Here is a 22,412-nt window from a genome sequence, read left to right on the forward strand (position 1 = left end):
GTTGACCCTGCCGGCGATCGCCGTGTCAGAAAGTGATCGTGTGACCGATGCGTCCGCGGAGGCGGGAGTCTCGTCGACCAGCGTGGGAAACCCTAGTTCAAGGCCGGACCAGGCAAATGGCTCTTCAGCAGTGAGGGAATGTGCTCTCGAAGGACGATGAGCACCTACATATTTAGGAGACAGTTGAATGATTGACACAGTCGCGGATGTCATCGCCAAGGTACTGAAACGCAATGGGGTGGATAGCGTCTTCGGGCAGAGCCTGCCGTCTGCTTTCTTTCTTGCTGCCGAGCGACACGGCATTCGGCAGGTTAGCTACCGTACGGAGAATGCCGGCGGAGCGATGGCCGATGCGTTTGCCCGTCGGTCTGGGAAGATCGGCGTTATCGGAGCGCAGAACGGGCCGGCCGCGACGCTGTTGGTGCCCCCGATGGCGGAGGCGATGACGGCGTCCGTGCCGATGCTCGCCCTCGTGCAGGAAGTCCCCACGACGGCCGCTGACCGGAACGCCTTCCAAGAGATTGACCACTACAAACTCTTTGAAGGAGTCACCAAGTGGATCAAGACCCTGCGCGACCCTGAGCGCGCCGAGGAATATGTCGAAGCCGCACTGCGAGCCGCGTTGTCCGGCCGTCCTGGGCCAGTTGTGCTCCTTCTGCCGAAGAACCTGCTCATCATGGAGGCGCCCACTGTTAGTGACCGTCCCCGGGAGGGAGCGTCTGCGTCGTTCCCCTTGGACCGCGTGCGGCCCGATGCAGTGTCGGTTCGCCGGGCCGCGGAGATCATCAGCAGTGCTGAATGCCCCGTCGTCATCGCGGGGGGTGGCGTGCATCTTTCCGGGGCAGTCGAGGAGCTGGTGGAACTGCAGCACCTCGCCGCGCTGCCCGTGGCCACGACGAACATGGGCAAAGGTGCCGTCAGCGAGCTCGACGACCTATCCATAGGCGTGACCGGAAACGCGATGAGTACGGAGTCACCGCAACGCCTTGCCCGTGAGCTGCTCGGGAAAGCGGATGTCATCCTGCTCGTCGGCTCACGCACCAACGAGAACGGCACCGACGCCTGGACGCTTTACCCAGAATCCGCGAAGGTCATCCACATCGACAGTGACGGCAACGAGGTCGGCCGCAATTACGCCTCGGTTCGCATTGTCGGGGACGCAAAACTTGCCGTCCGCGACCTCATCGACGTCCTCGCCGGAATGGATCTCAGCCATCGCAAGTCTCGCCGCGATGCCCTTGTAGCAGAAATTGCGAGGGTGCGACGCGACCGCGAGGCAGTGATCAAGTCTTACGCTGAACCTGAGGAGGACATCAAGCCACAAAGCGTTGCTGCGCTGCTGGATGAGCTGACTGATGGCGAGACGACGTTTGCGGCCGACGCCAGTTACTCCTCCCTATGGACCACGAACTACTTGCGGGCCAAGCGGGCCGGGCAGCGCTTCCTGACCCCCCGGGGGTTGGCTGGTCTCGGCTGGGGGCTTCCCTTCGCGCTCGGGGCGCAGGTGGCAGACCCGGGAGGACGAGTCGTCTGCCTGACCGGCGACGGTGGGTTCGGGCACGTCTGGTCCGAACTGGAAACCATGATGAGGGAGTCATTGCCCGTCACGGTAGTTGTGCTGAACAACCAGATTCTGGGATTCCAGCGTCACGCAGAATTCGTGCAGTTCGAGGCGTGCACGTCCGCTTGCGAATTCTCTCCCGTCGACCATGCGGCCATCGCTCGCGCAGTGGGCATGGATGCAGTCCGTGTTGAACGCGGCTCCGAACTCCGGGCGGCACTGGCGTCGGCACTTGCGTCGGTGCGCCCCACCCTGGTCGAGGTGGTCGTGTCGCCTAACGAGCACCCGCCTATCACTCTGTGGGAAGCACGCGCAGAAGTCCTGGCCGCGAACCGACTTTCTTGACGAACAAAGTCTCGATCAGGCGGGCAGAGCCCAAGAGCACCGGCTTCAGAACCGGACGCAGTCTGAGGCCACTTTTCGCCGCGGAGACCATCTGGAACCTCATGACTGCTCCGCAACCAGCTGGTGCGGACATGAGGTTCCTCCCCTGGGCGGATGGCTGGATGAGCAGGGACGGGTTTTAGCCGGCAGATGAGCAAATCACCAGAGCGCTCGTCGAAACCGAGAGGGACCCGTCCCGTGCCCCACGGTTACTCCATCGCGGTCCCTGTAGAAGGGCTGGCGCCGCGTCGAAAAATGCGACACCCCGAGTGGTGGTCGCTCACGTCGCCGAAGTGACAGGGCATCTCCCGCGCCTGCGCCTCCAAATGTGACAACCCGCGCGCGGGCACATGGTGGCGCACGAGGGCAGCCTGATGATCGAGACCAATGACTGGGCCGCATCCTGATTGGCCGCAACGGGGGCCAGCAAGATCGACACCAGAGAGCGCCCCGCACTTATCAGGTGGACTGGGCCTAACACCTTGCTGAACCTGTCGAGGGCCGTCCACCTGATAAGTGCGGACCACGCATGGCCCCGGCTGTGCCGCGTGGAGGTGGCGGCCAGTCCGCGCCCTGCCCGGGTGGAGAGCGTGGATGGCTTGACGATAGACACTGCCACCCGTCGAACGGCATTCCGGGGCCTTGGAGCGCCGTGAACGTCATCGAATGGTTAGGAATATAGGAATGAACGAACAACAGCACGTAGGCACTGCCCAGATCAAACGCGGTATGGCGGGGATGCTCAAGGGCGGCGTCATCATGGACGTCGTCAACGTCGAGCAGGCCCGCATCGCTGAAGATGCCGGTGCCGTCGCCGTGATGGCGCTCGAGCGCGTTCCGGCCGACATCCGCGCCCAGGGCGGCGTGTCCCGCATGTCCGATCCGGACATGATCGACAAGATCATCGACGCCGTGTCCGTCCCGGTCATGGCCAAGGCCCGGATCGGGCACTTCGTCGAGGCCCAGGTCCTGCAGTCCCTCGGCGTGGACTACATCGACGAGTCCGAGGTCCTGACCCCGGCCGATTACACCAACCACATCGACAAGTGGAACTTCACCGTTCCCTTCGTCTGCGGCGCCACCAACCTCGGTGAGGCCCTGCGCCGCATCAACGAGGGCGCGGCGATGATCCGCTCCAAGGGTGAGGCCGGCACCGGAGACGTCTCCAACGCCACCACGCACATGCGCCAGATCCGCGCCGAGCTCCGCCGGTTGTCCTCCCTCCCGGAGGACGAGCTGTACGTCGCGGCCAAGGAGCTGCAGGCACCGTATGAACTGGTCAAGGAGGTTGCTGCCGCCGGCAAGCTCCCGGTGGTGCTGTTCACCGCAGGCGGCATCGCCACCCCGGCCGACGCTGCGATGATGATGCAGCTTGGTGCTGACGGCGTGTTCGTCGGCTCGGGCATCTTCAAGTCCGGCAATCCGGCCCAGCGCGCCGCCGCCGTCGTGAAGGCCACCACCTTCTTCGATGACCCCGATGTCATCGCCAAGGCCTCGCGCGGCCTGGGCGAAGCCATGGTGGGCATCAACGTCGACGAAATCCCGCAGCCGCACCGCCTCGCCGAACGCGGCTGGTAGCCGGTTATGTACACCGTAAATCGGAAGGCTTTCCCGTGGGACCACACACAAGCACTTCGCGAAGATTGGTCCGGGCTTACGGGATTCCTCGTGGAGGTACGTCTCTCGGGACACCGGGTGGCGGCAGGGATGGTTGAAGCTGTGTCATCTGAGGGGGATCATATCTGGATCGCAGCAGAGGGCGTGAACACCCGCAAGCTCTACGACAAACCCAGCGGTTACGAAGTCTGGGCCCAGGGAAATACCTGACGTGGCCCATCCAATGGTTTCCCCTACATCCTTGGCATAGCCCGGCCGCGGTTTGGTTCCTCCGCCGCATCGGGCTTGGGCCGGCTGCCACCTCGTGCAGGCATGGGCTTGCTATGACATGAACGATGCGTGGTCGGCCGACCGGACGAGAATCCTAAATTGAGGTGAAGAACCCATGACAAACACTCCCGAGATTCCGCTTTTCTTCGACCCCCTACTTCAAACGGGATCGCAGGAGCAGGGCCGGCCCCGGCGGAGGCCAAGCAGTTTCCGGGCACCAGAGCACACCAGGCGCCAGAGCACCCCTCTCAACCGATCCAGAGCACTGGAGCTAGTAGCAACGGACCTCGATGCCCTGCAGAAACGTCGCGCCAACATTGGACCACGCAACGCCGATCCAGCCTGAGCTGCGCATATATCCAGCGCCCTTAAGAGGTATGCCTGCGCCTCCTCTTTCAGCCATGTTTTGGTGGCAGACGACCGACCACCGCAATGGAGCATGGCCGCCGGGGCCGCAGCTGCAGCCCAAGAAATTCAACGAGCGCCCGGCGGTTTCCAAAAAACAACGAGAACGAGAAATCGCGCGCTAATAGGCCTCTACGTATTTTTCACATCCATAAACGCCCTGAAATCGACAGAAGAAGGAGAGCCGCCGTGTCGACAACAACCTCAAGGATCACTGTCAAAGTTGAGGACCGCGTATCAAGGGATCGCGAACTGGAGCAGACCTCTGCCCTGCTCCGCAGGCAAGCTACAGATTGCGGCATTCTCGTAACCAGGGTCGACCACACTACCTTCGAGGTCGTCCTCAGCCCCGACGTTCCGTTCGGACTCACCCGTGAACTCGATTTGCTCTGACTCAGAGCCGGCATGCGTGTCCCAGATCCCGCCCAAGCACCCGCGCCCCTGTCCTGGAAGCGCCAACAGGACAATTTCGTGACAGAGCCGCAACAAGGCGACGCGTACCTGGTAGAAGAACAGCATCACGAAGATGTGGAGAAACATCCCTTTGTGATTTGGACGAGTCTCAGCCCCGGCGACGTCGTGTCACTGCGAAGGCCCGGCAGCAAGGACTGTGTCGGAACAGTCGAGTCCAGGACAAGCGACGGCCTCATTATTTGGATAAGTGGCGATCTAAATGAGAGGAGAGCTTTCCATTTTCGCGAATGTCAATCCGTCCGCGTAATCCAGGGCTCCAGCCCAGATCCGCACAGTCCACCGGGTATTGCGGGGGACTGCGACTCATCGTAACCAGTTACGTGCATGAGACACGTCCAACGCTGTTCAGCGCCACCTGCCAGGACTACAACTTGAGAGACGTACTGGCGGCCCAGCTCCGTGGTGGCGAATCCGGTGCAGGATCTCGTGCATGCGTCGGGCGATCATGCCTTGGGTCGCGTTGATGGGCTGCATTGCGAGCCCGTCCGTGAGTCTGAAGCTCGCGTGCAGGCGAGAGCGGTCCCGTGGTGTTGGCCGGCAGCTTCGAAAAGGGTCAACTAGGTTGGAACAACGGCTTCTTCAAGTGATCCCAACTATCCCGAAACAGCAGGGCCCAACTTTGCGGAATGGTCCAGATAGATCGGAATCTCACACGTGCGGGGCATTCGTGTACATAAACATGCCTAGAACAGCGGCCAAGGCACCGCGGGCATCTCACCATTCGGAGCCGGAAACTGCCGGGTGGACCGCAACCGTGTGCAGCGTGCAGTGAGCGAAGCGATTTCTTCGGCGCTGAGCAAGCCGGCCAGGTTTCGGCCCAGCCCACCGTCCAGTCCTTCGGTGACACGGTCGATGCCCTCAAGTTCCTCGACGGTCAGAGCGTCTCCCAGCCACCCCCACAGCACTGTCCGCAGCTTGTGGTCACGGTGGAAAGTGAGCCCATGGTCCACGCCGTGCCGGTGTCCGTCCTTCATGGCCAGCACGTGATTGCCTTTGCGGTCGGCGTTGTTCACGACGGCGTCGAACACCGCCATGCGTCTGAGCGCCGGAGAGTCCTCGTGGATGAGGGCCACCATCCGTCCGTCCTCATCCTGACCCTCAAGGACTTGTTTCCACCCGGTCTCCGGTACGTCGTCCGCCGCAATGAGTTCCACTGCGTTCTGGTCGGGGTCTGACTCCTGCCACAGCTGCACCATTCCCCTGCCTAACGGACCGTCCCGCAGCCATGTGCGTGGCACAACGTTCCATCCGAGGACCTCAGAAACCAAGTAGGCGGCGACCTCCCGGTGGGCAAGGAAACCATCGGGAAAATCCCACAGCGGTTTCTCCCCGGCTATCGGCTTATAAACGACCGTGGTGTCGCCGATGCTGCCCAGGAAGGTGGCGTTCGACGCCGTCGTGATGCGCCCAGTGAGGAGCAGTTCGTCAGTCAGCAGGTCGGACGCCGGCATCAGACTTCCGGCAGGGTGCAGACGTGCCCGTCGGGGTCCACGGGATAACCGCAGAGCGGGCATGCCGGGCGCCCGGCGCCCACCACCTCCCGGGTCCGCTTGGCGAATGCCCGGGCGGTGCCAACCGGCATCCGCACCAGCAACATTTCGGGCACTTCAGCGTCGTTCTCCGCAAGTGATTCGACGGTGTCATCAGAGTCGACTTCGGTGATTGGGTACGCCTCTATAACCACCTGCGCGGTCGTCGGGTCCCAGCCTAAGGTCATGGCCCCTGTTCGAAATTGCTCCGTGACCGTCTCGAGCTGGTCATTGTCGACGAGCTCGATGGGAGTTCCTTTGGGAACGCTGAAGGGGTTGGATTCGAGAGTGATGAGCTGATCGAGGATTTCGTCAATCTTCTCGGCGAGCTGAGCCGACTGCTGCTTCTCCAGTGCGATGCTCACGATTTGCTTACCTGAGCGAACCTGCAGGTAGAACGTGCGCGCCCCCGGAACGCCGATGGTGCCGATGACAACCCGGTCAGGCCAGGCAAACTCGTGAACAAGTGTGGGCATGACAGTATTTTAGGCACACGAGGTTTACTGCGACTTCTGCCCTGCGCCGCCGCCCACCTGCGCATCGCCGGAGTTGATGCCCTTCGACAGCCAGGACAGATCGCCGGCGTCGGTGTTCGTCGCATAGACGGTCGGCCGAACAGCACCATAGTGGACGATCGATACGGAGGCAGGGCCCACGTTAATGCGCTGGAACAGGTCGAGGTGCATGCCGAGCGCGTCGGCGACGATTGATTTGATGACGTCACCGTGACTCACCGCCACCCATACGGCTCCTGGCCCGTACTCTGCTTCGAAGGCCGCATCGTGGCGTCGAATTGCTGCTACCGCCCGGGCCTGCATTGCGGCCATGGATTCACCGCCGGGAAAAATGACGGAGGACGGCTGCGATTGCACAGCTGACCACAGATCTTCGGTTGCGAGATCACTGAGTGTGCGGCCCTGCCACTGGCCGTAATCACACTCGGTAAGATCGGGTTCCAACGGCGCGTACGGAGTGCCGGCCTGGCGATCAAGGATGAGCTGGGCGGTCTGCTGACAACGCTCGAGGGGGCTCGATACCACCCCAACTACGGGCACGGCCGCGAGCCGGTCTCCGGTCAAGGCTGCCTGTTCGCGCCCGAGCTGGTCCAAACTGACGCCGGCCGCCCGACCCGCCAACAGGCCGGCGGCATTGGCCGTGGTGCGGCCATGCCGCACGAGGATAACTGTTGCCATCCACCCAGCCTAGCCAGCATCCTTCGCCGAACCTTGGCGACAGCACGTTTGATGCCTGGTCAGGGGTTACCGGTGCAGGCGCTCCCGCCAGTCTGCCGGTACCTTGTCTGCCGGCGCAGGCGCTGGCTGGTCCGCTGGTTTGGACTGAGGATCCGGAAGCCGCGGGCCGCGGAAGAACTTCTTCGTGGTGTGCGCGTAGAACCAGTCCTCCCCAGGTTCGAAGGACCTCACGACGGGGTGACCAGCGGTGCGCGCGTGGGCACTGGCATGCTGTGAGGGTGATGAATCGCAGCATCCGATGTGGCCGCATTGGGCGCAGCGGCGAAGATGCAGCCACCATCCAGGGCCGTCACCGCTAAGGCACTCCTGGCACCCTGTTCCGCTGGGTGTGGCAGCGAGGTTGATTCCCGGAATTGGGCGATCCTCCATGGATTCCTCCATCCATCGTTCCGGTTCTGCATCCAGCTTGCCCACTGTAGGGAGCTATTCTGGCAGAATCCCAGCGCCCTCGGAATGGCGGAATCGGGGGAACAAAGGCCCTTGTCCCCAATGTCATGGCGCGAGTATCGTGAGCGCCACCGAACCATTGAACCGGAAAGACGGCGGCCATGGATCCCTCGGTTCCGATCATGCTGATTGCCACCACAGACCCGACCTCTCGGCGCGTTCTTGGAGATGAGTTACGTCGACGGTACGGTGCCGACTACGAGGTGGTGACCTGCGCCGACTACGCCCACGGGAGGGCGGTGCTGGAGGGGCTCCGGCGCTGGAATCGCCAGGTCGCCCTCATACTCGGGTGCTACGGACCGGCTGACCGCGGTGGACTGGAATTCCTGCGCCGTGCTTATGGCTATCACCCGGCCGCCAAGCGTGGCGTTGTGGTGATATGGGGTGACTTCGCCAGCGCCCCCACTGTATTCCGGGCGATCGCGCAGGGATACGCCGAATTGGTGATCATACGTCCCGAACGATTGCGCGACGAGGAATTCCATGGGGCGATTACCGACGCCCTCGACGACTGGCACCTGGCCCAAGGGGTCGGGTTCGAGGCGGTCCGGCTGATCGGGGATGTAGGCGACGAAAGGACTCATACGTTGCGCGACTCCTTGAGTCGAAACCACATTCCGGTGGTTTTCCACCCTGCCGGGTCAGAGACGGCGAAACGGACGCTGGAGAGCGTGGACCTGCGCGACCCCAAGCTGCCGGTCATGGTGCTGGAGTTCACCGTCCCACCAATTGTCCTCGAGAACCCCAGCGACCTGGAGATCGCCGAAGCGATGGGGGTGACGCGGCCGCCACCAGCGGACAAGATCTTCGATGTGGTGGTCGTGGGAGCTGGCCCCTCCGGTCTTGCGACCGCCGTGTATGCCTCCTCCGAGGGCCTCTCCACCATGGTGGTGGAGGGCGAGGCTGTGGGAGGCCAGGCCGGCACGAGCTCGTTGATCCGCAACTACCCTGGTTTCTCCCGCGGTGTGAGCGGCGCCCACCTGGCCTACCGCTCATTTCACCAGGCCTGGACTTTGGGCACGGATTTTCTGTTCCTGCGGAAGGTGGAGGGGATTGGCGTAGACGGAGCATGCTACGCCGTGTCGATTTCCGATGGCAGTGTCGTACGGTGCCGCTCAGTGGTGGTAGCTACCGGCGTGGACTACCGTCGCCTCGGCCTGCCTCAGCTGGAGGATCTGGTCGGCAGAGGCGTCTTCTACGGGGCCACAGTCTCCGAGGCGCCGTCGATGGCCGGAAAGCACGTCTGCGTCGTGGGTGGGGGCAACTCGGCCGGCCAGGCGGTTCTGCACCTTGCGAAGTACGCTAAGCACGTGACGCTCCTGGTGCGAGGACCCACTCTTTCGGTCAGTATGTCGGACTACCTCATCTCCCAACTTGAGGCCACCCGGAACGTTGCGATCCGCTATGGCAGTGTGATCGTGGGGGCCCGCGATCGGGATGGATTCCTTGCCGCCGTCGAGGTTGCCGCGCCCGGAGCTCCCGACGCAACCCCGAGCGAGGAGATCGAGGCGGGTGGCTTGTTCGTGCTTATCGGTTCGGTGCCGCGGACCTCGTGGCTGCCCGACACCGTAGAGCGTGACCCGGCCGGTTTTCTGCGCACGGGCGTCAGCCGGGAAAACAGGGACGCCGGGTCCGTCAGGCCGGACAGGCAGCCATTGGCGTTGGAAACCAGCATGCCCGGCATTTTCGCAATCGGTGACGTCCGGGCCGGTTCGATCAAAAGAGTGGCGACCGCCGTCGGGGACGGCGCCACAGTGGTCTCGATGCTTCACACCTACTTGGCGGAGAACCCCCTGCCTGTCCCGCCCCCCGCCCCTGGTGAGGCGGCCTCGCGAGAGGAACTGCCCGGTGATGTCCGCTTCAAGTGAGGTCACACCGCTGATTCCGCCGATGCGGTGGCTGCTCTACGTCGCTGCGTTCCTCGTGTTTCTTGCCGGGCTCGTGCTGTTCGTGTTTACTCTGCAGACTGATGAATTCTTCGCGTGGACAGTTAATCCGCCCATGACCGCGGTCTTCCTCGGTGCGGCATACTGGTCGGCCGCCGGCCTTGAGGTAACCGGCGCCCGCTCAGCAAGTTGGGAGTCAGCGAGGCTGGCAGTCTGGCCCGTGTTCGTCTTCACCACATTGACCCTCGGAGTCACGCTGCTTCATCTTGATCGATTCCACTTGTCACCAGACGCTGCTCCCACTGCCCAGATAGCCACGTGGGCGTGGCTGGCAATCTACGCCATGGTGCCCGTGGCAATGGTCGTCATCAGCTGGAGACAGGTCCGGTCCCGCCGTCCTATCCCGAAGTCCATAACGGCGGGACGGCCAGTGCTACCGCCTGCACTCCGGGTGCTCCTGGTGGGAATTGCCGGCGTACTGCTGTTGTACGGCGTGGCGCTCCTGGCAGTACCCATTCCTGCCGCGACGTGGTGGCCGTGGCCACTGTCCGAGCTCACCGCGAGGGCGATCGGGGCGTGGCTGATCGGTCTTGGGTGGGCCGCCGCCCAGGGCCAAAAGAGCGGCGACCTCCGCACCGTCCGGCCCGTGGCCCTGACCTCCGTTGCCTTCGTCATCCTGCAGGCGATTGCCCTGCTGCGGTACGGCGGGGCCCTGACATGGGCGAGCGCGCAGGCTATCGGCTTCGTGACCGTATTGCTTGCTATTGGACTGGCCGGCGGATGGGCACTCGCACTGTCCCGTTCGCCGGTGGCCCGGGCCGGCATTACGTGAGCTTATCGAGTACCTACATTGAAGAGGAGAGGGGGCGGCGGCTGTGACTGCCATCCAAACTACCCCGGGGAACCAGGCCCGCCTTAGGGCGGGAGCCGCTCTCATGACGCTTGCGGGGCTGGCTTTCGTTGCGTATGCCGCAGTCTTCCTGGGGCTCAACTTTACGGGCGCCTTCCTTGAGCTGGGTATCGGCCCCGATCAAGTGGACAAGGGGATGGCGGAAGTCGAGGCATTCAGCCCGCAGCTGCATCACTACATCAGCCATCTGCACATTGCGCTCAGCGGCTTCATCGCTGCAACCGGGTTCGCCATTGCGGGCCTGTCCTGGTTCGGGGTGCGCCGAGGGGAACGGTGGGCCTTCGCCACAGCAGTTGTGGTCCCGGCCGTAGGACTCGCCGTGGCCCTCCCCGCGCATTACCCGTGGGGGTTGGCAACGATAGGGCACCTCGGCCCGGTCTACCTCGCAGTCCTGATTTTCCTGGCAGGGGTCGGCGTGGCCTACAGCGGAATGCGAAGCCCTGCGGTGAAACACGACTGAGGTGTCCTCGTTCGAACGAGTCTGAGCCACGGTGATTCCGCCTGGTTGCCTGGATCCCCTGGCTAAAGGCCCTGCGACAGCTCGGCTTCGAGTTCGCTGATGCTCGGCAGTGTTGAGGTGAATTCCTCCGGCAGGGACTTCACTATCTCGGATTCCATTCGGCAATGCCTATCGGCTTGGAGAAGCCCCGCAACGAGTATTCGGCCACCACGTTGTTTTCTTGGTTTTGCACAGCAGTAGACCGATGGTCGGCTGGTCATCCGCATGGGCAAGAAGATCGTCCACGGCGGACATGTACATGTTGATCTGGCCCAGGTACTCGGGTTTGAAGGCAGTGGCCTTCAGCTCGACCACAACGAAGCAGCGGAGCTTGAGGTTGTAGAACAGCAGGTCGACGAAAGATTCGTCCGCCCCGATAGTCACCGGACTTGCCTGCCAACGAAAGCGAATCCCTGGCCGAGTTCCAACAGGAACCTTTCGACGTGCACCACCAGTTGCCCCTCGAGCTCACGCTCATTCCGTTTGCCCGTCATGGCCACAAAGTCGAAGACGTAGGGGTCTTGAAAGACTGCTGGGCAAGGTCCGAGCCCGACGACGGCAAGGTCGCTTGGAAGTTGGTGATCGCCTTCCCGGAACGTTCGTGGAGTTTCGTCTCGATGTGGTGGGCGAGTACGTTACGGGACCAGCCATTTTCGACGGCGGCGGCTGCGTACCAGAGCCGGGCGTCCGAGTCCCCAAGTTTGTCGAGGAGGATGACGTTGCGGCCCCTGCCCAATGTTGCAACAGGCTGTTGCAACATTGGGAAGCGTCCCTGACATCTAGGACCACGGCCAATTGAGAATCATTCCCATAAATGTGTGGACTTATCTCAGAAGACCACCGTAGGTTCTGAATAGTGAATACTCGATTCGATGGACTAGCGGCCGCCGCTGCCCTTGCATGCATCATCTCTACGGCAGGCTGTGCGATATCCTCATCCCGAACTGACCCGTCAGCTCCCAAATTGTCGACCTCCGAGGCTTGCCTGTCCTTGGAGAACACCATGGACCGGGCCAGCCTGTCGTGGCCGGTGGCCAATCAACCCGTGAGCCGCGAGAGCGCAGATTTGCTTCATCAAGGCTTTGAAGAAGTGGCCGCGCGCACTGACGGGGATTTACGCACGACCCTCGACGCGTGGACAGATCGCGGGCCAGCCAGCCATCTATAAGCAGTTAGCCGGTGAGACCACCGGCGAGATGATTACCACCCAAGCCTTTGACCCGTACGTCTGCACGCTTAATCCCTCAGTCGTGCACCCTAGGCAATCGTCCGGCTACGGCTCGGTCGGAGCCAAGCCCTATACCAAATGCCTGGTCGGAACGCCCAGTCAGATCAGCCACAGCAGCGTGCTGTACATCGTGGAATGGGGTGGTCTTTCCTGGGTCCCCATGGCGAGCAGAGGTCAAACGGGCTATAACACTCGTAGCCTGACGCTGACTTCTCTCGAGTGGTTCTGTAAGAACTGGAACACGTCGACGTTCGTGCAGACAACGAACGGAACCAGCGTGCAGGCGGGACGGACGTATTACTCATCAGTTTCGACGGTGAAGACCCCATTGAGCTGCGGCAAATAGCCTCCCACAAGCACACGATTGACGGTGCCGCGCCGAAGGGCGCGGTGCCCTCACCGTTTCAGCGGGGTTTCGGTATTGACGAGGACAAGTCGGTGAAGGGCGTGACATGAAGAGTTTCGAGCTCCGGGAGCGCTTCCACTTCAGGCAGGACAGCGGAGGGCACTCCGAGAACGCTGGAGTCAAGGTCGATACTCGTGCCAAGGCACCAGCTTCCGTCTGCCGGCCACAGGTAGTTGGGCGTGAGACCGTTTCCCTGAGCCCATCCGAATGCCGGCGTCAGCATCCACCTGGCGTCGGCCAGCTCGCGGCTTTCAAGGCTGTAGAGCACGTACTGCTCGCCCTGGATGGAGGCGGTGTCCCCTTGGCGGATGGCCCTTGCTGATTCACTGTCCTCTACGACTGGCTCCCACCCTGTCCAGAACGCTGCCAGGACGGGTCCGTCAGTCGTCTTGCTGAGGACGCGGGCCAAGGCTCGGAATCCTGCGCCATCGAGGCGGCCTTCCTCAGGCGGGTACACGGTGCCAAGCCCCGGCACTGATGCCGGCTCCCCATATGCTCCGGAGAGCTCGGCCCATCTGATTCCAGGTGAGAGCCTGCGCCCCAGTGCAGTCGCGACAGCCTCCCAGCTAGCCTCGGGGGAGAAATTGTAGCCAGGAGCAGCTGTCCCGGCGGGGTGAGCTTTGTGGAGAATGCGCAGATATGACTCAAAGACGGCGGGTACGATGCCCTCGACTTTGGCCGATCGGTCAATCCGGTTCAGCCAGTCAGCTGGACGCTGCGCTTTTTCGAGTTTCATCGAGCACCTGTTCGCATGGTCGTCTCTCGTTGTTGAGTCCAACGTACCGGGGGAAAGACCTCGAAGGCGATCAGGTCGTCGGCGCGGGTGGGAGGTTTTTCGCGGCCGGCCCATGGATGACAGTGCCGTCGGTAGTGAACCTGGAGCCGTGGCAGGGGCAGTCCCAGGTGGCCTCGGCGGCGTTGAAGCCGACGGTGCAGCCCAGGTGGGTGCAGGTGGCGGAGACGGCGTGGATCTCCCCATCGGCGTCCTTGTACACGGCGGTGCTCTGACCGTTGACTTTAATGACGGCCCCGTCGCCCGGCAGCAGGTCCGCTTGGCTGGACCTACCTCCCAGTTTGCCAGCCAGGACGGCCGCCACGGTCCTGACATTCTCCTTCACGAACCGTCTGGCGCTGGAAACCGGCGTGATCCGGTTGCTGTTGAACACCGGGGCCCACGGGTTCTCCCGGCCAGTGAGGGTGTCAGCGAGAATGAGCGCGGCAGCGGTCCCGTTGGACAAGCCCCATTTGCGCAGCCCGGTGATCACATAGACGTGTTTGGCGGTGGGGGACATCAGTCCCACATACGGCAGCCCGTCGAGCGGCATGCCGTCCTGTGTTGACCAGCGGTAGGCGATCTTGTCCACGCCAAGGCGGTCGTGGGCGAATGCTGAGAGTCTGCGGTACCGTGCGGCTGTGTCGCCGGGCTCGGAGACACTGTGGCCCTCGCCGCCCGTCAGCACGTAGCTTTCCCCGTTGACGCTGGCGGTCAGAATGGAGCGCATCGGTTCGTCGACGCTGATGAAGGTGGCGTCCAGCGGTGGCGTGTCCACGCGCCCGGCCACGATGTAGGAGCGGTGCGGATGGGACCGCAGGTAGAACAGGCCCTGGCCGCCCCACGGCACATTCGTGGCGACGATGATGTCGCGGGCCCGGATGGTGCCGTTGTCGGTGTCGACTACCGCAGGGGAGCCATCACGGACGTCCTGCACCCGGGTTTCCTCGTAGACGAAACTGCCCTCGCCATTTACCGCGCGGGCCAGACCCTGAAGGTACTTCACGGCATGGATTTGTGCCTGGCCGTCGAACCGGACGGCGCCCTTGACAGGGAACGGCAGGGGCACCTCGGCGGTGAAGGTGGCCGGAAGGTCGAGCAGGGCGGCAAGGTTGGCTTCGGCGCGCACGAGGTCGAGCGCGTCATCAGTTTCGGCGTAGGTGTAATTGGCGACCCTGCGGAAGTCGCAGTCGATGGCTTCGGAGGCCACAACCTGCGCGACGTGTTCAATCGCTGCCTGGTTGGCCTGCCCATAGACGCGGGCAGTGCCAGTGCCATGGCTGCGTGCAAGTTCGGTGTAGGCGAGGCGGTGGAGGGAGGTGACCTTGCCGGTTGTATGGCCGGTGACGCCCGTTCCAATGCGTGCGGTATCGATGACCGCGACGCTCCGGCCAGCCCGCTTGAGTGCCAGCGCTGCGCTGAGCCCTGCGATGCCCGCCCCAACAACTGCGACGTCGACGTCGAGATCTCCGCTCAGGACGGGAAAATCGGTGGTTCCGGCGGTCGCGACCCAGAGAGAGGCAGGTTCACCTTCGGGCCGATCACTGTCCGCTCCATCCTTCACTGCCTCACCCCAGGATCCTGCTCTACTACCCGGCTGTGGTTTGTGCTGCGTCAGCCGCCGCCGCAGAGGGACAGCCGGCGGCCGGCCCGGGGATTTCACCCGGGGGACCGGCCGCCGTCGTCGGTTTTCCACGAACCGTGGAGGCGCTACATAACGCTTTCCTTCTTCTCCATGGCATCCCGGCCCAGCCAGAGGCCCAGGCCGACCATGCCAACACCCAGGACCAGATGCAGCCAGTTGTCCGCTGTGTTGAATGGCACGAAGTTTGCGGCCGCGTTCATGTCAATGACAAGGCCGTAGATCCACAGCAGCAGGTACACAACGCCGCCGCCAAGCAGGAACCAGCGGGCCATCCGGTTTGTCCTGGCCATGGCAATGCCGGCCACGCCAAACAGCAGATGCACGATGTTGTGCAGGATGGACACTTGGAAGACGCCAAGCAGCATGGCCCCGGACTCATGTCCGGCAAAGGTCATGGCGCTGTAATTGGTGGTGACTCCCGGGATGAACCCGAGGACGCCTACCAGCAGGAAAACGGCACCAACAATCATGGCGGTGTTGTGAAGCGTCAACCCCATCATGTGGTGGTGGGCGGGGTGTGAAGCGGTAGTCATTTTGGTCTCCCATTCACGCAAACTGCCGGCTCTTCAGGTGGAGAACCGGACCGCGGCAAGGAGTCGCAGGAATCCTGCCGACGCCCACATCGTACTCCTGAAAACCGCGCCTGGGCAGGGGAAACAGTGCCTTTGGGGCCGACGGGAACATACTGCCTGCCACTCCATCTTTTCCAGAAGTGACATGCTTGAGAGGTGACAACGCTTTCGACGCAACCGCCCCGGACCGCGCTCACCTGGAAGCTATTGCCAGCGGTCCTGCTCTCGGCATCCGGAGTGCTGCTTTTTGGCGTCGAGAATGACCTTTTTGGTTACGGGCTGCTGGCCACGAGCCTGGTGACCGCGGCACTGATCGACCGCGAGTTCGTGCGGCACCTGGTGCTGGTTGCCGGGGGAATGGTTATCATCAGCCTGGTTCCCTTGAACGCTGACCTGAGCATCACACACATGACCCTCATGGGTGGTGCCCTTGCGCTGGCCGTGCTCCTACCGTATCTCGTGTCGCGTTTCGCCTACCGCGAGAACATCATCACCTTTCCCGTGAACACGGGCCGCCGCTGGCCGTTGAGCGCGAAACTATACCTGCTTGCTGTTGTGGCCCTTGGGTACTTTATTCTTCCGGTGTACCTGATCAGCACGGGGGTCTACCAAAACTGGCCTGACGCGTCCGACCCCACCATCTTCTGGAGGCTCTTCCTCGGTGTGAACGCTGTTGGCATTTGGGACGAGCTGTTCTTCATCTGCACCACGTTCACCCTGTTGCGGCGGCATTTCCCCGACTGGCTCGCCAACATCCTTCAGGCCGTGGTTTTTTCGTCTTTCCTTTGGGAGATCGGCTACATGGCCTGGGGGCCACTGCTGACGTTCCCGTTCGCGCTTCTGCAGGGATACACGTTCAAGCTGACGAAATCGTTCACCTATGTGGTGTCGGTGCATTTGCTCTTCGACTTCGTTCTCTTCCTCGCGCTGGTGCATGCCCACAACCGCGATTGGCTGCCGATCTTCCTCTACTGAGCCTGTTCCGCAGACACGGCCCACATTGAGGGGCCTGGATGCTTACATCACGAGCTGCAGCGGCCGTTCGCCCAGCTGTACCGTGATTTCCTGGCCCCAGGATGCCGTGAGGCGGTCCTCTTCCATGCCGTCGCCGAACACGACGAGCTGGTCGGATGCAACGGTTATGTGCAGTGTTTCGCCCGACTCCAAAACACCCTCGGTCAACGAGATTCCGGTGATGGGGGAGGGCCACGCTTCGCGGACGAACCAGGCCAGGCGGGTATCTGTTGGTGCGGGCAGGGGGCGTCCTCCGCGTTCGAGGGCGATTGATGCGCACCATCCTGTGGCCCCCGTGCCGGTAGAGACGATCAGGCCGGACGAGGAATGGCGCTCGGACCGCCCATCCGGCGCGGTCAGCCGGTACCGTGCCGACTGGTGTGAGGCGTGCCCAATGAAGACCTCATTGAGTCCCGAGAGTTCCTGGCCGTCGTCGAGCCGCGCGGTCACGGTAGTGAGCTCATGGCAGCCCAGCCGTTCCGCAGGCCAGGCCGCTGCAGCTTCCTTGAGCAGCCTTGCCGCATCCCTGGGCGTGTGACGGACCAGAATGCCCGGGTTCGCTCCGGGCTCCGGGTCTATCCCGATCACGGGCTGGCCGTTGAGGTATTTGGCCGCGTTGGCCACGAGCCCGTCCTGCCCCACCACGGCGATGACATCCTCAGGTGTGAGCAGGAAACGGCTAAGGTCCGCGCGTTCCACTTCGGCATGACGCCACTCGGCGGGAACAGCGGTCCGGAGCGACGCCAGGGCTGCGGTGAGCCGGTCATGGCGCTCCTGCACGTCCTGGATACTGCGGCCCCTGGTGCGGAGGAAGAATTCGGCCTGGCCCCGCGTGGCGTGCCGGTCCAGCAACTCCTGGAGCTCAGTCCGCCGGTGGACGATGACGAGGCGCGGGTTTGCCATGGCGTGTCCCTACTTGGTGAGTGCGGTTGGCGTCGTGGGGGTGGCGGGCTCCCTGAACAGGCCTGCGAGTGCTCCGCTGAGCAGGTCCGGCGTGATGGTCAGGTTGCCGATATTCGGCAAGGACCCGGCTGCATCGCGGAGCGCCAAGGCCAGCAACGTCGCCTGCTCCATGCCCCGGTAGACCTCCATGGTGGCGGCTTCCCTGGCTGCCGCGGCCTCACCGACCAGGCGGATCTGATTTGCTTCCGCAGCGGCACCGATGTCCTTCCTTTCGGCGGATCCCCGGGCCTCGATCAGTCCGGCGGCGGCCTTTTCCTCGGCCTGGCGCCGTGCGTTGGCGCCTTCCTGGGCAACCAGGTGTTCGCGCCGGGTGGCCAGTTCGATCTGGCTCGCCATTTCGTTTTCGGAGATGGTCCGTTCACGCTCGACGGCGACGGCCCTGCGTTCGTACACGGCCCGGTCGGCTTCAGACTGAAGTTTTTCGCGGACGGGGGTCTGCAGTGCCCGTTCGACGTCGGATTCCGGCCGGACCGCCAGGACCTGGACCCCGAGGATCTCAATACCGGTGGACAGGAGCCGCGCGTCGGTCCTCAGCGCTTCGGTGAGGACAGTGCGGAGTTGGCTGACACCGCGCTCGAGGGCTTCGGCGAGCGTGGTGGTGGCGATCTGGTCGATTGCGTGGCTCTGGCACAACTGGCCGATGATTGTGGCCACCTGCTCGCGACCGGTGGCCGGGGCTGCACCGGCATGCTGGAGTCCGAAGTCGAGCCGGTTGGATACCGAGACGGGGTCGATAAAACGGTAGGTCACGTTGGCCTGGACGCTCACGTCCTGGTGGTCCCGGGTGATGGCATGGAACAGGGTGGGCAGCTCCTGGTCATCCACGGGGACCTCGCTGAGCACGGAATTCGCCGGCCGGAACCAGAATGCCTGGCCCACCCCTTGATGCTTGACCTGGCCTTTCTGCAGGTGGACGACGTAGCCGGTGGGGCTGCCAAGGAAGTGGCTGATCCAGGGGTAACGCTTGATGCTGGCCATGGGGTTCTCCTTAAGATTTATTGTCGTCACTTCGACGATAACTAACCCTAAGGCTCGTTGGGATTTATTGTCAATATGACGATAATTGCCTACGATGGCTTCATGACCCAAACCCCTGCTGCGCCGGCGCGCTTTCCGGTGACTGTCGACGTCGTCGCCCTCACCGTCCGCGACGGCGAGCTGAACGTCCTGCTGATCACCCGCCTCATTGATCCCTTCCGCGGCAAACTCGCCCTCCCGGGCGGTTTCGTGCTGGCCGGCGAGGAACTGCTGGATGCGGCCGGCCGGGAACTCGCGGAGGAGACCGGCGTCGGGCAGCTCCCGGGCCATTTGGAGCAACTGGGCAGTTACGGCCCCAAGGGGCGCGATCCGCGGGGGGATGTACTCACTGTGGCCCACCTGCTGCTCGCGCCTGACTTTCCGGTCCTCTCGGCGGGGAGCGATGCTGAACACGCGGCCTGGTACCCCGTGGGCCAGCTCATGGATGGCGGATTGCAGCTCGCCTTCGATCACGAGCGGATCCTCGCTGACGCCTTGGAGCGGGCCAAGTCAAAGCTCGAATACTCGCCCTTGGGGGCGGCTTTTTGCGGCGATGAGTTCACCATTGCCCAACTCCGGGCAGTGTATGAGGCCGTCTGGGGCACCCGGCTCGACCCCCGGAATTTCCACCGCAAGGCCACAGGCACCCCCGATTTCCTGGAAGACACCGGGCGGACGACGGCGGGGGACGCCGGCCGGCCGGCGGCCCTGTTCCGCCTGGCTCCGGCCGCCCGGCCGGCAGTAGGACAGCCGGTGCGGGCTGTACTCAACCCCCCGATCATGCGGCCGCGGGACTGAAGCCTTGCCGGGTAGGGTTTGATGCATGACGCCTGTCGCCAATTGGGGCCCACACAAAGTTGTGGCGCGGTTGAGTCCGCACCTGGACTCCGGGCTCCATGATCTGCGATGACCAGGGCGATCTGACACATCATAGGGGGAAACAATGACAGTACTTTTGATTGGCGGGGGCGCACTGGCCCTCCTGCTCATCGCAGGATTTATCTTTTACACCTCGAGCATCCGGTTTGCCAAGCCCAATGAGGCCATGCTCATCACGGGCAAGAGTGATCCAAATACGACGGATGAGACCTCGGATGACCAGTCCCGTGTCATCATCAACAATCGGGCGTTCGTCAACCCCATCACTGAACGCGTCAGCCACATCTCGCTGTCCTCGCGCCAGGTTGAAGTCACCATCGAAGCCATCTCCAACAACGGCATACAGCTCAAGCTGACCGGCGTTGCGCAGGTAAAGGTCGGGGGCGACAAGATTTCTGTCCGCAAGGCAGCCCAGCGGTTCCTTGACCAGCAGGACGCGATTGACCACTACACCCAGGAAACCCTCTCCGGCTCGCTTCGTTCGATCGTGGGTACCTTGAGCGTCGACGCGATCATCAAAGACCGTGCCCAGTTCGCTGCATCCGTTAAGGAAGAGGCCGAGCACTCCATGACCAACCAGGGTCTGGTCATCGATACGTTCCAGATCAAATCGGTTGACGATGCGGGCGGATACCTGAAGAACCTTGGCCGGCCGGAGGCTGCCCTGGTGGCACGGAACGCCAGTATTGCCGAAGCGAACTCTCAGCGCGAGGCGGCGGAAGCGAAGGCCCTGGCAGACCAGAAGACGGCTGAAGCTGAGCAGAAGCTGGCTCTCCGGCGCGCCGAATTGAAGCAGGAAACGGATGCCCGCCAGGCGGAGGCTGACGCCGCCGGCCCCCTTGCCCAGGCCGACCAGCAGCAGGCGATTATCCTGAAGAACCAGCAGGTTGTGGCGCGCCAGGCCGAACTTCGCGAGAAGGAACTCGACATCGAGGTCCGCAAGCCTGCCGACGCCGCCAAGTACAAGGTTGAAACTGAAGCAGCGGCTGACCTTGCCCGGCGTACCCGCATCTCGGAAGCCACGAAGGTTGAAGCCGCCGCTGAACTCGAAACCCGCAAGCTCAAGGCTGCCGGCAACGAGGTCGAAGCAAAGGCCCTGGCAGCAGCCAATACTGCCAAAGGCAATGCCGAAACCGAGATCAACAAGATCCGCGGCCTTGCTGAGGCTGAAGTAACGAAGTCCAAGGGTATAGCCGAGGCCGATGTCATTGGCTTGCGTGGTACTGCTGAGGCAGGGGCCATCGAAGCCCAGGCCAAGGCATACAGCGAGTTCAACGAGGCAGCCATCCTGAACAAACTTCTGGAGGTTCTGCCTTCCATCGCCCGGGAAATCGCCGCGCCGATGAGCGCCATCAGCAATATGACGGTCATCTCCAACGACGGCGCTGGCCAGGTGAGCAAAAATGTTTCCTCGGGTGTCCAGCAGACCGCACAGATGCTCAAGGACACCACCGGCTTCGACGTCATCGAAATGCTTAAGAACTTTGGCAATTCGACCCCCGCCGCGTCCACGCGAGGCACCGGCAACGGCGCAGTCAAGGAACAGGCCGGACCACAGTGATCACTCCCGGACCGGGGGACGGGTTCGCCGGGTAACACCGCCGGAACCAACAGAACGCCGCGGAACCCCTTGCGGGTCCGCGGCGTTCTGGTGTCTTCGTGGCTACGTCTTCTCAGGGGGCCCTGGCTCAGTACCAGTTGTTTGTGGCGCGGAACTCGAGGGCTTTTGCCGGGGAGCCGTGGCGCTCCTTGATGTAGCTCAATCCTCTATCCACCTGGCTGGGACGCCATTTTACTGACGTGTCCCACAACTGGTTCAGGGCATTCATTTGTTCCGCGCCCCATCCATACGATGCCAGTCGGGCGATGGCATACGAGCGTGTGTCGACTGCTTCTTCGGAGGCGCCCCCTGTAGCCGTAGCAGTGGGCGAGGGCGGGAGCGACGAGGCTGTTGGTGTGGGTGAGGTTGCCGGAGCCGGCGCCGTTGGGGGCGCCGCCGGTGCGGGCCCAGCCGACGACGTCGGCTCGGCGGGTGTGGCCGATGACATGACCGGTGGCTCGAGGACCACCGTGGGCGCCGGGGATGGCGGAACCGTGGCGGGCGATGCCGCGAGCATTCCGTCCAGCGTGGGAGCGTCCACTGGCATCGAGAGGTCGGCCACGGCTGGCAAGGCAGAGGCGCCGTGATCCTCACCTGGGTGGGAATCATCGGTGCCCGGGGAGGCCTGTGCCGGCGCGGCGCCCGGCGTGCCCGGGGCAGTGGAGGCGGCCGGCTGTGGTGCCGCACGTCCGCTGCTGTACGTGGGCAGCGTTCCCTTCGTCGTATGGGGCGCATCAGCTGCGTCGGGGGCATCTTGGACGGAGGACTCATTGCCGAAAAAGGGCAGCTCGGTAGCCTGGCTGGCCGTTCCGACCGCAAGCACTACGGCAAGGGCGCCGGTAACGACGGCCATCCGATGACCCATGACACGAAGCGAAGCGGCCCTCCTGAGGACGGCTTGGGCGTCGGACGTGAAAGCGGATGCAATCTGTGGGCTATGTGCTGTAGCCGGCCTGCTCCTTGGGGCTGCAACGGGTTTGGCCTCTGCGGGCTTCCCAGCCGCTTCGCGTCGCTCCCGGGGCCGGCGCGTTGTCTCCGGCGCGGCCGCGCTTTTTAGAGCTGACGTCGTGGGTGGTACAAC

At 63.2% G+C, this 22,412-nt stretch carries 21 protein-coding genes and 1 pseudogene; 10 read left to right on the forward strand and 12 right to left on the reverse strand.

Going from position 1 to position 22,412, the window contains the following annotated elements; genetic code table 11:
- Window positions 1-187 precede the first annotated feature (187 nt).
- From V9L17_RS08370 to V9L17_RS08385, 4 genes are all read left to right on the forward strand, one after another.
- Window positions 188-1,906, forward strand: coding sequence for an acetolactate synthase catalytic subunit (locus V9L17_RS08370; protein ID WP_337351112.1), 1,719 nt, complete (start codon window positions 188-190; stop codon window positions 1,904-1,906).
- 723 nt (window positions 1,907-2,629) lie between these two features.
- Window positions 2,630-3,523, forward strand: a complete 894-nt coding sequence (pdxS, locus tag V9L17_RS08375) for a pyridoxal 5'-phosphate synthase lyase subunit PdxS (protein WP_337351113.1) — start codon at window positions 2,630-2,632, stop codon at window positions 3,521-3,523.
- A 6-nt stretch (window positions 3,524-3,529) separates the two neighbouring features.
- On the forward strand, window positions 3,530-3,772 hold the full coding sequence (locus tag V9L17_RS08380; RefSeq protein WP_337351114.1) for a hypothetical protein: 243 nt from the start codon (window positions 3,530-3,532) through the stop codon (window positions 3,770-3,772).
- Between the two features lie 654 nt (window positions 3,773-4,426).
- A complete protein-coding gene (locus tag V9L17_RS08385; RefSeq protein ID WP_337351115.1) occupies window positions 4,427-4,630 on the forward strand; it encodes a hypothetical protein in 204 nt (67 codons plus the stop codon).
- Window positions 4,631-5,394: 764 nt separating this feature from the next.
- Here the strand turns inward: V9L17_RS08385 and V9L17_RS08390 are convergent.
- The 4 genes from V9L17_RS08390 to V9L17_RS08405 form a co-directional block, all read right to left on the reverse strand.
- The gene (locus tag V9L17_RS08390; protein WP_337351116.1) at window positions 5,395-6,162 is read right to left on the reverse strand and encodes an SCO1664 family protein; all 768 of its coding nucleotides are present in this window, start codon (window positions 6,160-6,162) and stop codon (window positions 5,395-5,397) included.
- The gene (locus V9L17_RS08395) at window positions 6,162-6,716 is read right to left on the reverse strand and encodes a DUF3090 domain-containing protein (RefSeq protein ID WP_337351117.1); all 555 of its coding nucleotides are present in this window, start codon (window positions 6,714-6,716) and stop codon (window positions 6,162-6,164) included. The genes V9L17_RS08390 and V9L17_RS08395 overlap by 1 nt, the downstream gene beginning before the upstream one ends.
- Window positions 6,717-6,740: 24 nt before the next feature.
- The gene (locus V9L17_RS08400; RefSeq protein ID WP_337351118.1) at window positions 6,741-7,433 is read right to left on the reverse strand and encodes an MSMEG_4193 family putative phosphomutase; all 693 of its coding nucleotides are present in this window, start codon (window positions 7,431-7,433) and stop codon (window positions 6,741-6,743) included.
- A gap of 66 nt (window positions 7,434-7,499) precedes the next feature.
- Entirely contained in the window at window positions 7,500-7,862 is a 363-nt protein-coding gene (locus V9L17_RS08405) for a UBP-type zinc finger domain-containing protein (RefSeq protein WP_337351119.1), read from the reverse strand.
- A 179-nt stretch (window positions 7,863-8,041) separates the two neighbouring features.
- On the opposite strand from V9L17_RS08405, the gene V9L17_RS08410 reads away from it, so the two are divergent.
- From V9L17_RS08410 to V9L17_RS08420, 3 genes are all read left to right on the forward strand, one after another.
- Window positions 8,042-9,808, forward strand: coding sequence for an FAD-dependent oxidoreductase (locus V9L17_RS08410; RefSeq protein WP_337351120.1), 1,767 nt, complete (start codon window positions 8,042-8,044; stop codon window positions 9,806-9,808).
- On the forward strand, window positions 9,792-10,658 hold the full coding sequence (locus V9L17_RS08415) for a hypothetical protein (protein ID WP_337351121.1): 867 nt from the start codon (window positions 9,792-9,794) through the stop codon (window positions 10,656-10,658). The genes V9L17_RS08410 and V9L17_RS08415 overlap by 17 nt, the downstream gene beginning before the upstream one ends.
- A gap of 103 nt (window positions 10,659-10,761) precedes the next feature.
- Window positions 10,762-11,196, forward strand: a complete 435-nt coding sequence (locus V9L17_RS08420) for a hypothetical protein (protein ID WP_337351122.1) — start codon at window positions 10,762-10,764, stop codon at window positions 11,194-11,196.
- Window positions 11,197-11,364: 168 nt separating this feature from the next.
- On the opposite strand, the pseudogene V9L17_RS08425 reads toward V9L17_RS08420, so the two are convergent.
- The 5 genes and pseudogenes from V9L17_RS08425 to V9L17_RS08450 all read right to left on the reverse strand — a co-directional run bounded on the left by V9L17_RS08425 (window position 11,365) and on the right by V9L17_RS08450 (window position 15,819).
- Window positions 11,365-11,729 (reverse strand): annotated as a pseudogene (locus tag V9L17_RS08425) (PDDEXK nuclease domain-containing protein).
- The gene (locus tag V9L17_RS08435; protein ID WP_337351125.1) at window positions 11,726-11,995 is read right to left on the reverse strand and encodes a DUF1016 N-terminal domain-containing protein; all 270 of its coding nucleotides are present in this window, start codon (window positions 11,993-11,995) and stop codon (window positions 11,726-11,728) included. Before V9L17_RS08435 ends, V9L17_RS08425 begins: the two are co-directional and overlap by 4 nt.
- Window positions 11,996-12,867: 872 nt before the next feature.
- Window positions 12,868-13,605: a hypothetical protein gene (locus V9L17_RS08440; RefSeq protein ID WP_337351126.1), complete on the reverse strand. Its 738-nt coding sequence runs from the start codon at window positions 13,603-13,605 to the stop codon at window positions 12,868-12,870.
- A gap of 70 nt (window positions 13,606-13,675) precedes the next feature.
- Complete coding sequence (locus V9L17_RS08445) at window positions 13,676-15,205, reverse strand: FAD-dependent oxidoreductase (RefSeq protein WP_337351127.1); 1,530 nt, start codon at window positions 15,203-15,205, stop codon at window positions 13,676-13,678.
- Window positions 15,206-15,351: 146 nt separating this feature from the next.
- Window positions 15,352-15,819 (reverse strand): DUF4383 domain-containing protein, encoded by a 468-nt coding sequence (locus V9L17_RS08450; RefSeq protein WP_337348148.1) that lies wholly within the window; start codon window positions 15,817-15,819, stop codon window positions 15,352-15,354.
- Between the two features lie 195 nt (window positions 15,820-16,014).
- Here V9L17_RS08450 and V9L17_RS08455 point away from each other — a divergent pair, with 195 nt between their 5' ends.
- Window positions 16,015-16,833, forward strand: a complete 819-nt coding sequence (locus tag V9L17_RS08455) for a CPBP family intramembrane glutamic endopeptidase (protein WP_337351128.1) — start codon at window positions 16,015-16,017, stop codon at window positions 16,831-16,833.
- 42 nt (window positions 16,834-16,875) lie between these two features.
- Here the strand turns inward: V9L17_RS08455 and V9L17_RS08460 are convergent, their stop codons facing one another.
- The gene (locus tag V9L17_RS08460) at window positions 16,876-17,775 is read right to left on the reverse strand and encodes a hypothetical protein (RefSeq protein ID WP_337351129.1); all 900 of its coding nucleotides are present in this window, start codon (window positions 17,773-17,775) and stop codon (window positions 16,876-16,878) included.
- Window positions 17,776-17,784: 9 nt separating this feature from the next.
- Window positions 17,785-18,813 carry an SPFH domain-containing protein gene (locus tag V9L17_RS08465; RefSeq protein ID WP_337351130.1) on the reverse strand — a complete coding sequence of 343 codons (1,029 nt, stop codon included), beginning with the start codon at window positions 18,811-18,813 and terminating at the stop codon, window positions 17,785-17,787.
- Between the two features lie 75 nt (window positions 18,814-18,888).
- Between V9L17_RS08465 and V9L17_RS08470 the strand changes: the two genes are divergently transcribed.
- Window positions 18,889-19,650, forward strand: coding sequence for an NUDIX hydrolase (locus V9L17_RS08470; RefSeq protein WP_443198021.1), 762 nt, complete (start codon window positions 18,889-18,891; stop codon window positions 19,648-19,650).
- A gap of 145 nt (window positions 19,651-19,795) precedes the next feature.
- Window positions 19,796-21,292, forward strand: a complete 1,497-nt coding sequence (locus tag V9L17_RS08475; protein WP_337348143.1) for a flotillin family protein — start codon at window positions 19,796-19,798, stop codon at window positions 21,290-21,292.
- Window positions 21,293-21,419: 127 nt separating this feature from the next.
- On the opposite strand, the gene V9L17_RS08480 is transcribed toward V9L17_RS08475, so the two are convergent.
- Window positions 21,420-22,184 (reverse strand): hypothetical protein, encoded by a 765-nt coding sequence (locus V9L17_RS08480; protein ID WP_337351132.1) that lies wholly within the window; start codon window positions 22,182-22,184, stop codon window positions 21,420-21,422.
- Window positions 22,185-22,412: the final 228 nt, after the last annotated feature.

The sequence above is a fragment of the Pseudarthrobacter sp. CCNWLW207 genome, from assembly GCF_037203945.1.
Classification (GTDB): Bacteria; Actinomycetota; Actinomycetes; order Actinomycetales; family Micrococcaceae; genus Arthrobacter.

Bases quoted from the DNA above. Each gene is read 5' to 3' on its own strand.
- V9L17_RS08465 (WP_337351130.1), bottom strand. From the start codon at position 18,813: ATGGCCAGCATCAAGCGTTACCCCTGGATCAGCCACTTCCTTGGCAGC.
- V9L17_RS08435 (WP_337351125.1), bottom strand. From the start codon at position 11,995: ATGTTGCAACAGCCTGTTGCAACATTGGGCAGGGGCCGCAACGTCATC.
- V9L17_RS08470 (WP_443198021.1), top strand. From the start codon at position 18,889: ATGACGATAATTGCCTACGATGGCTTCATGACCCAAACCCCTGCTGCG.
- V9L17_RS08420 (WP_337351122.1), top strand. From the start codon at position 10,762: ATGACGCTTGCGGGGCTGGCTTTCGTTGCGTATGCCGCAGTCTTCCTG.
- V9L17_RS08450 (WP_337348148.1), bottom strand. From the start codon at position 15,819: ATGACTACCGCTTCACACCCCGCCCACCACCACATGATGGGGTTGACG.
- V9L17_RS08405 (WP_337351119.1), bottom strand. From the start codon at position 7,862: ATGGAGGATCGCCCAATTCCGGGAATCAACCTCGCTGCCACACCCAGC.
- V9L17_RS08395 (WP_337351117.1), bottom strand. From the start codon at position 6,716: ATGCCCACACTTGTTCACGAGTTTGCCTGGCCTGACCGGGTTGTCATC.
- V9L17_RS08475 (WP_337348143.1), top strand. From the start codon at position 19,796: ATGACAGTACTTTTGATTGGCGGGGGCGCACTGGCCCTCCTGCTCATC.
- V9L17_RS08415 (WP_337351121.1), top strand. From the start codon at position 9,792: ATGTCCGCTTCAAGTGAGGTCACACCGCTGATTCCGCCGATGCGGTGG.
- V9L17_RS08410 (WP_337351120.1), top strand. From the start codon at position 8,042: ATGGATCCCTCGGTTCCGATCATGCTGATTGCCACCACAGACCCGACC.
- V9L17_RS08380 (WP_337351114.1), top strand. From the start codon at position 3,530: ATGTACACCGTAAATCGGAAGGCTTTCCCGTGGGACCACACACAAGCA.
- V9L17_RS08460 (WP_337351129.1), bottom strand. From the start codon at position 17,775: ATGGCAAACCCGCGCCTCGTCATCGTCCACCGGCGGACTGAGCTCCAG.
- V9L17_RS08440 (WP_337351126.1), bottom strand. From the start codon at position 13,605: ATGAAACTCGAAAAAGCGCAGCGTCCAGCTGACTGGCTGAACCGGATT.
- V9L17_RS08480 (WP_337351132.1), bottom strand. From the start codon at position 22,184: ATGGCCGTCGTTACCGGCGCCCTTGCCGTAGTGCTTGCGGTCGGAACG.
- V9L17_RS08400 (WP_337351118.1), bottom strand. From the start codon at position 7,433: ATGGCAACAGTTATCCTCGTGCGGCATGGCCGCACCACGGCCAATGCC.
- V9L17_RS08390 (WP_337351116.1), bottom strand. From the start codon at position 6,162: ATGCCGGCGTCCGACCTGCTGACTGACGAACTGCTCCTCACTGGGCGC.
- V9L17_RS08370 (WP_337351112.1), top strand. From the start codon at position 188: ATGATTGACACAGTCGCGGATGTCATCGCCAAGGTACTGAAACGCAAT.
- pdxS (WP_337351113.1), top strand. From the start codon at position 2,630: ATGAACGAACAACAGCACGTAGGCACTGCCCAGATCAAACGCGGTATG.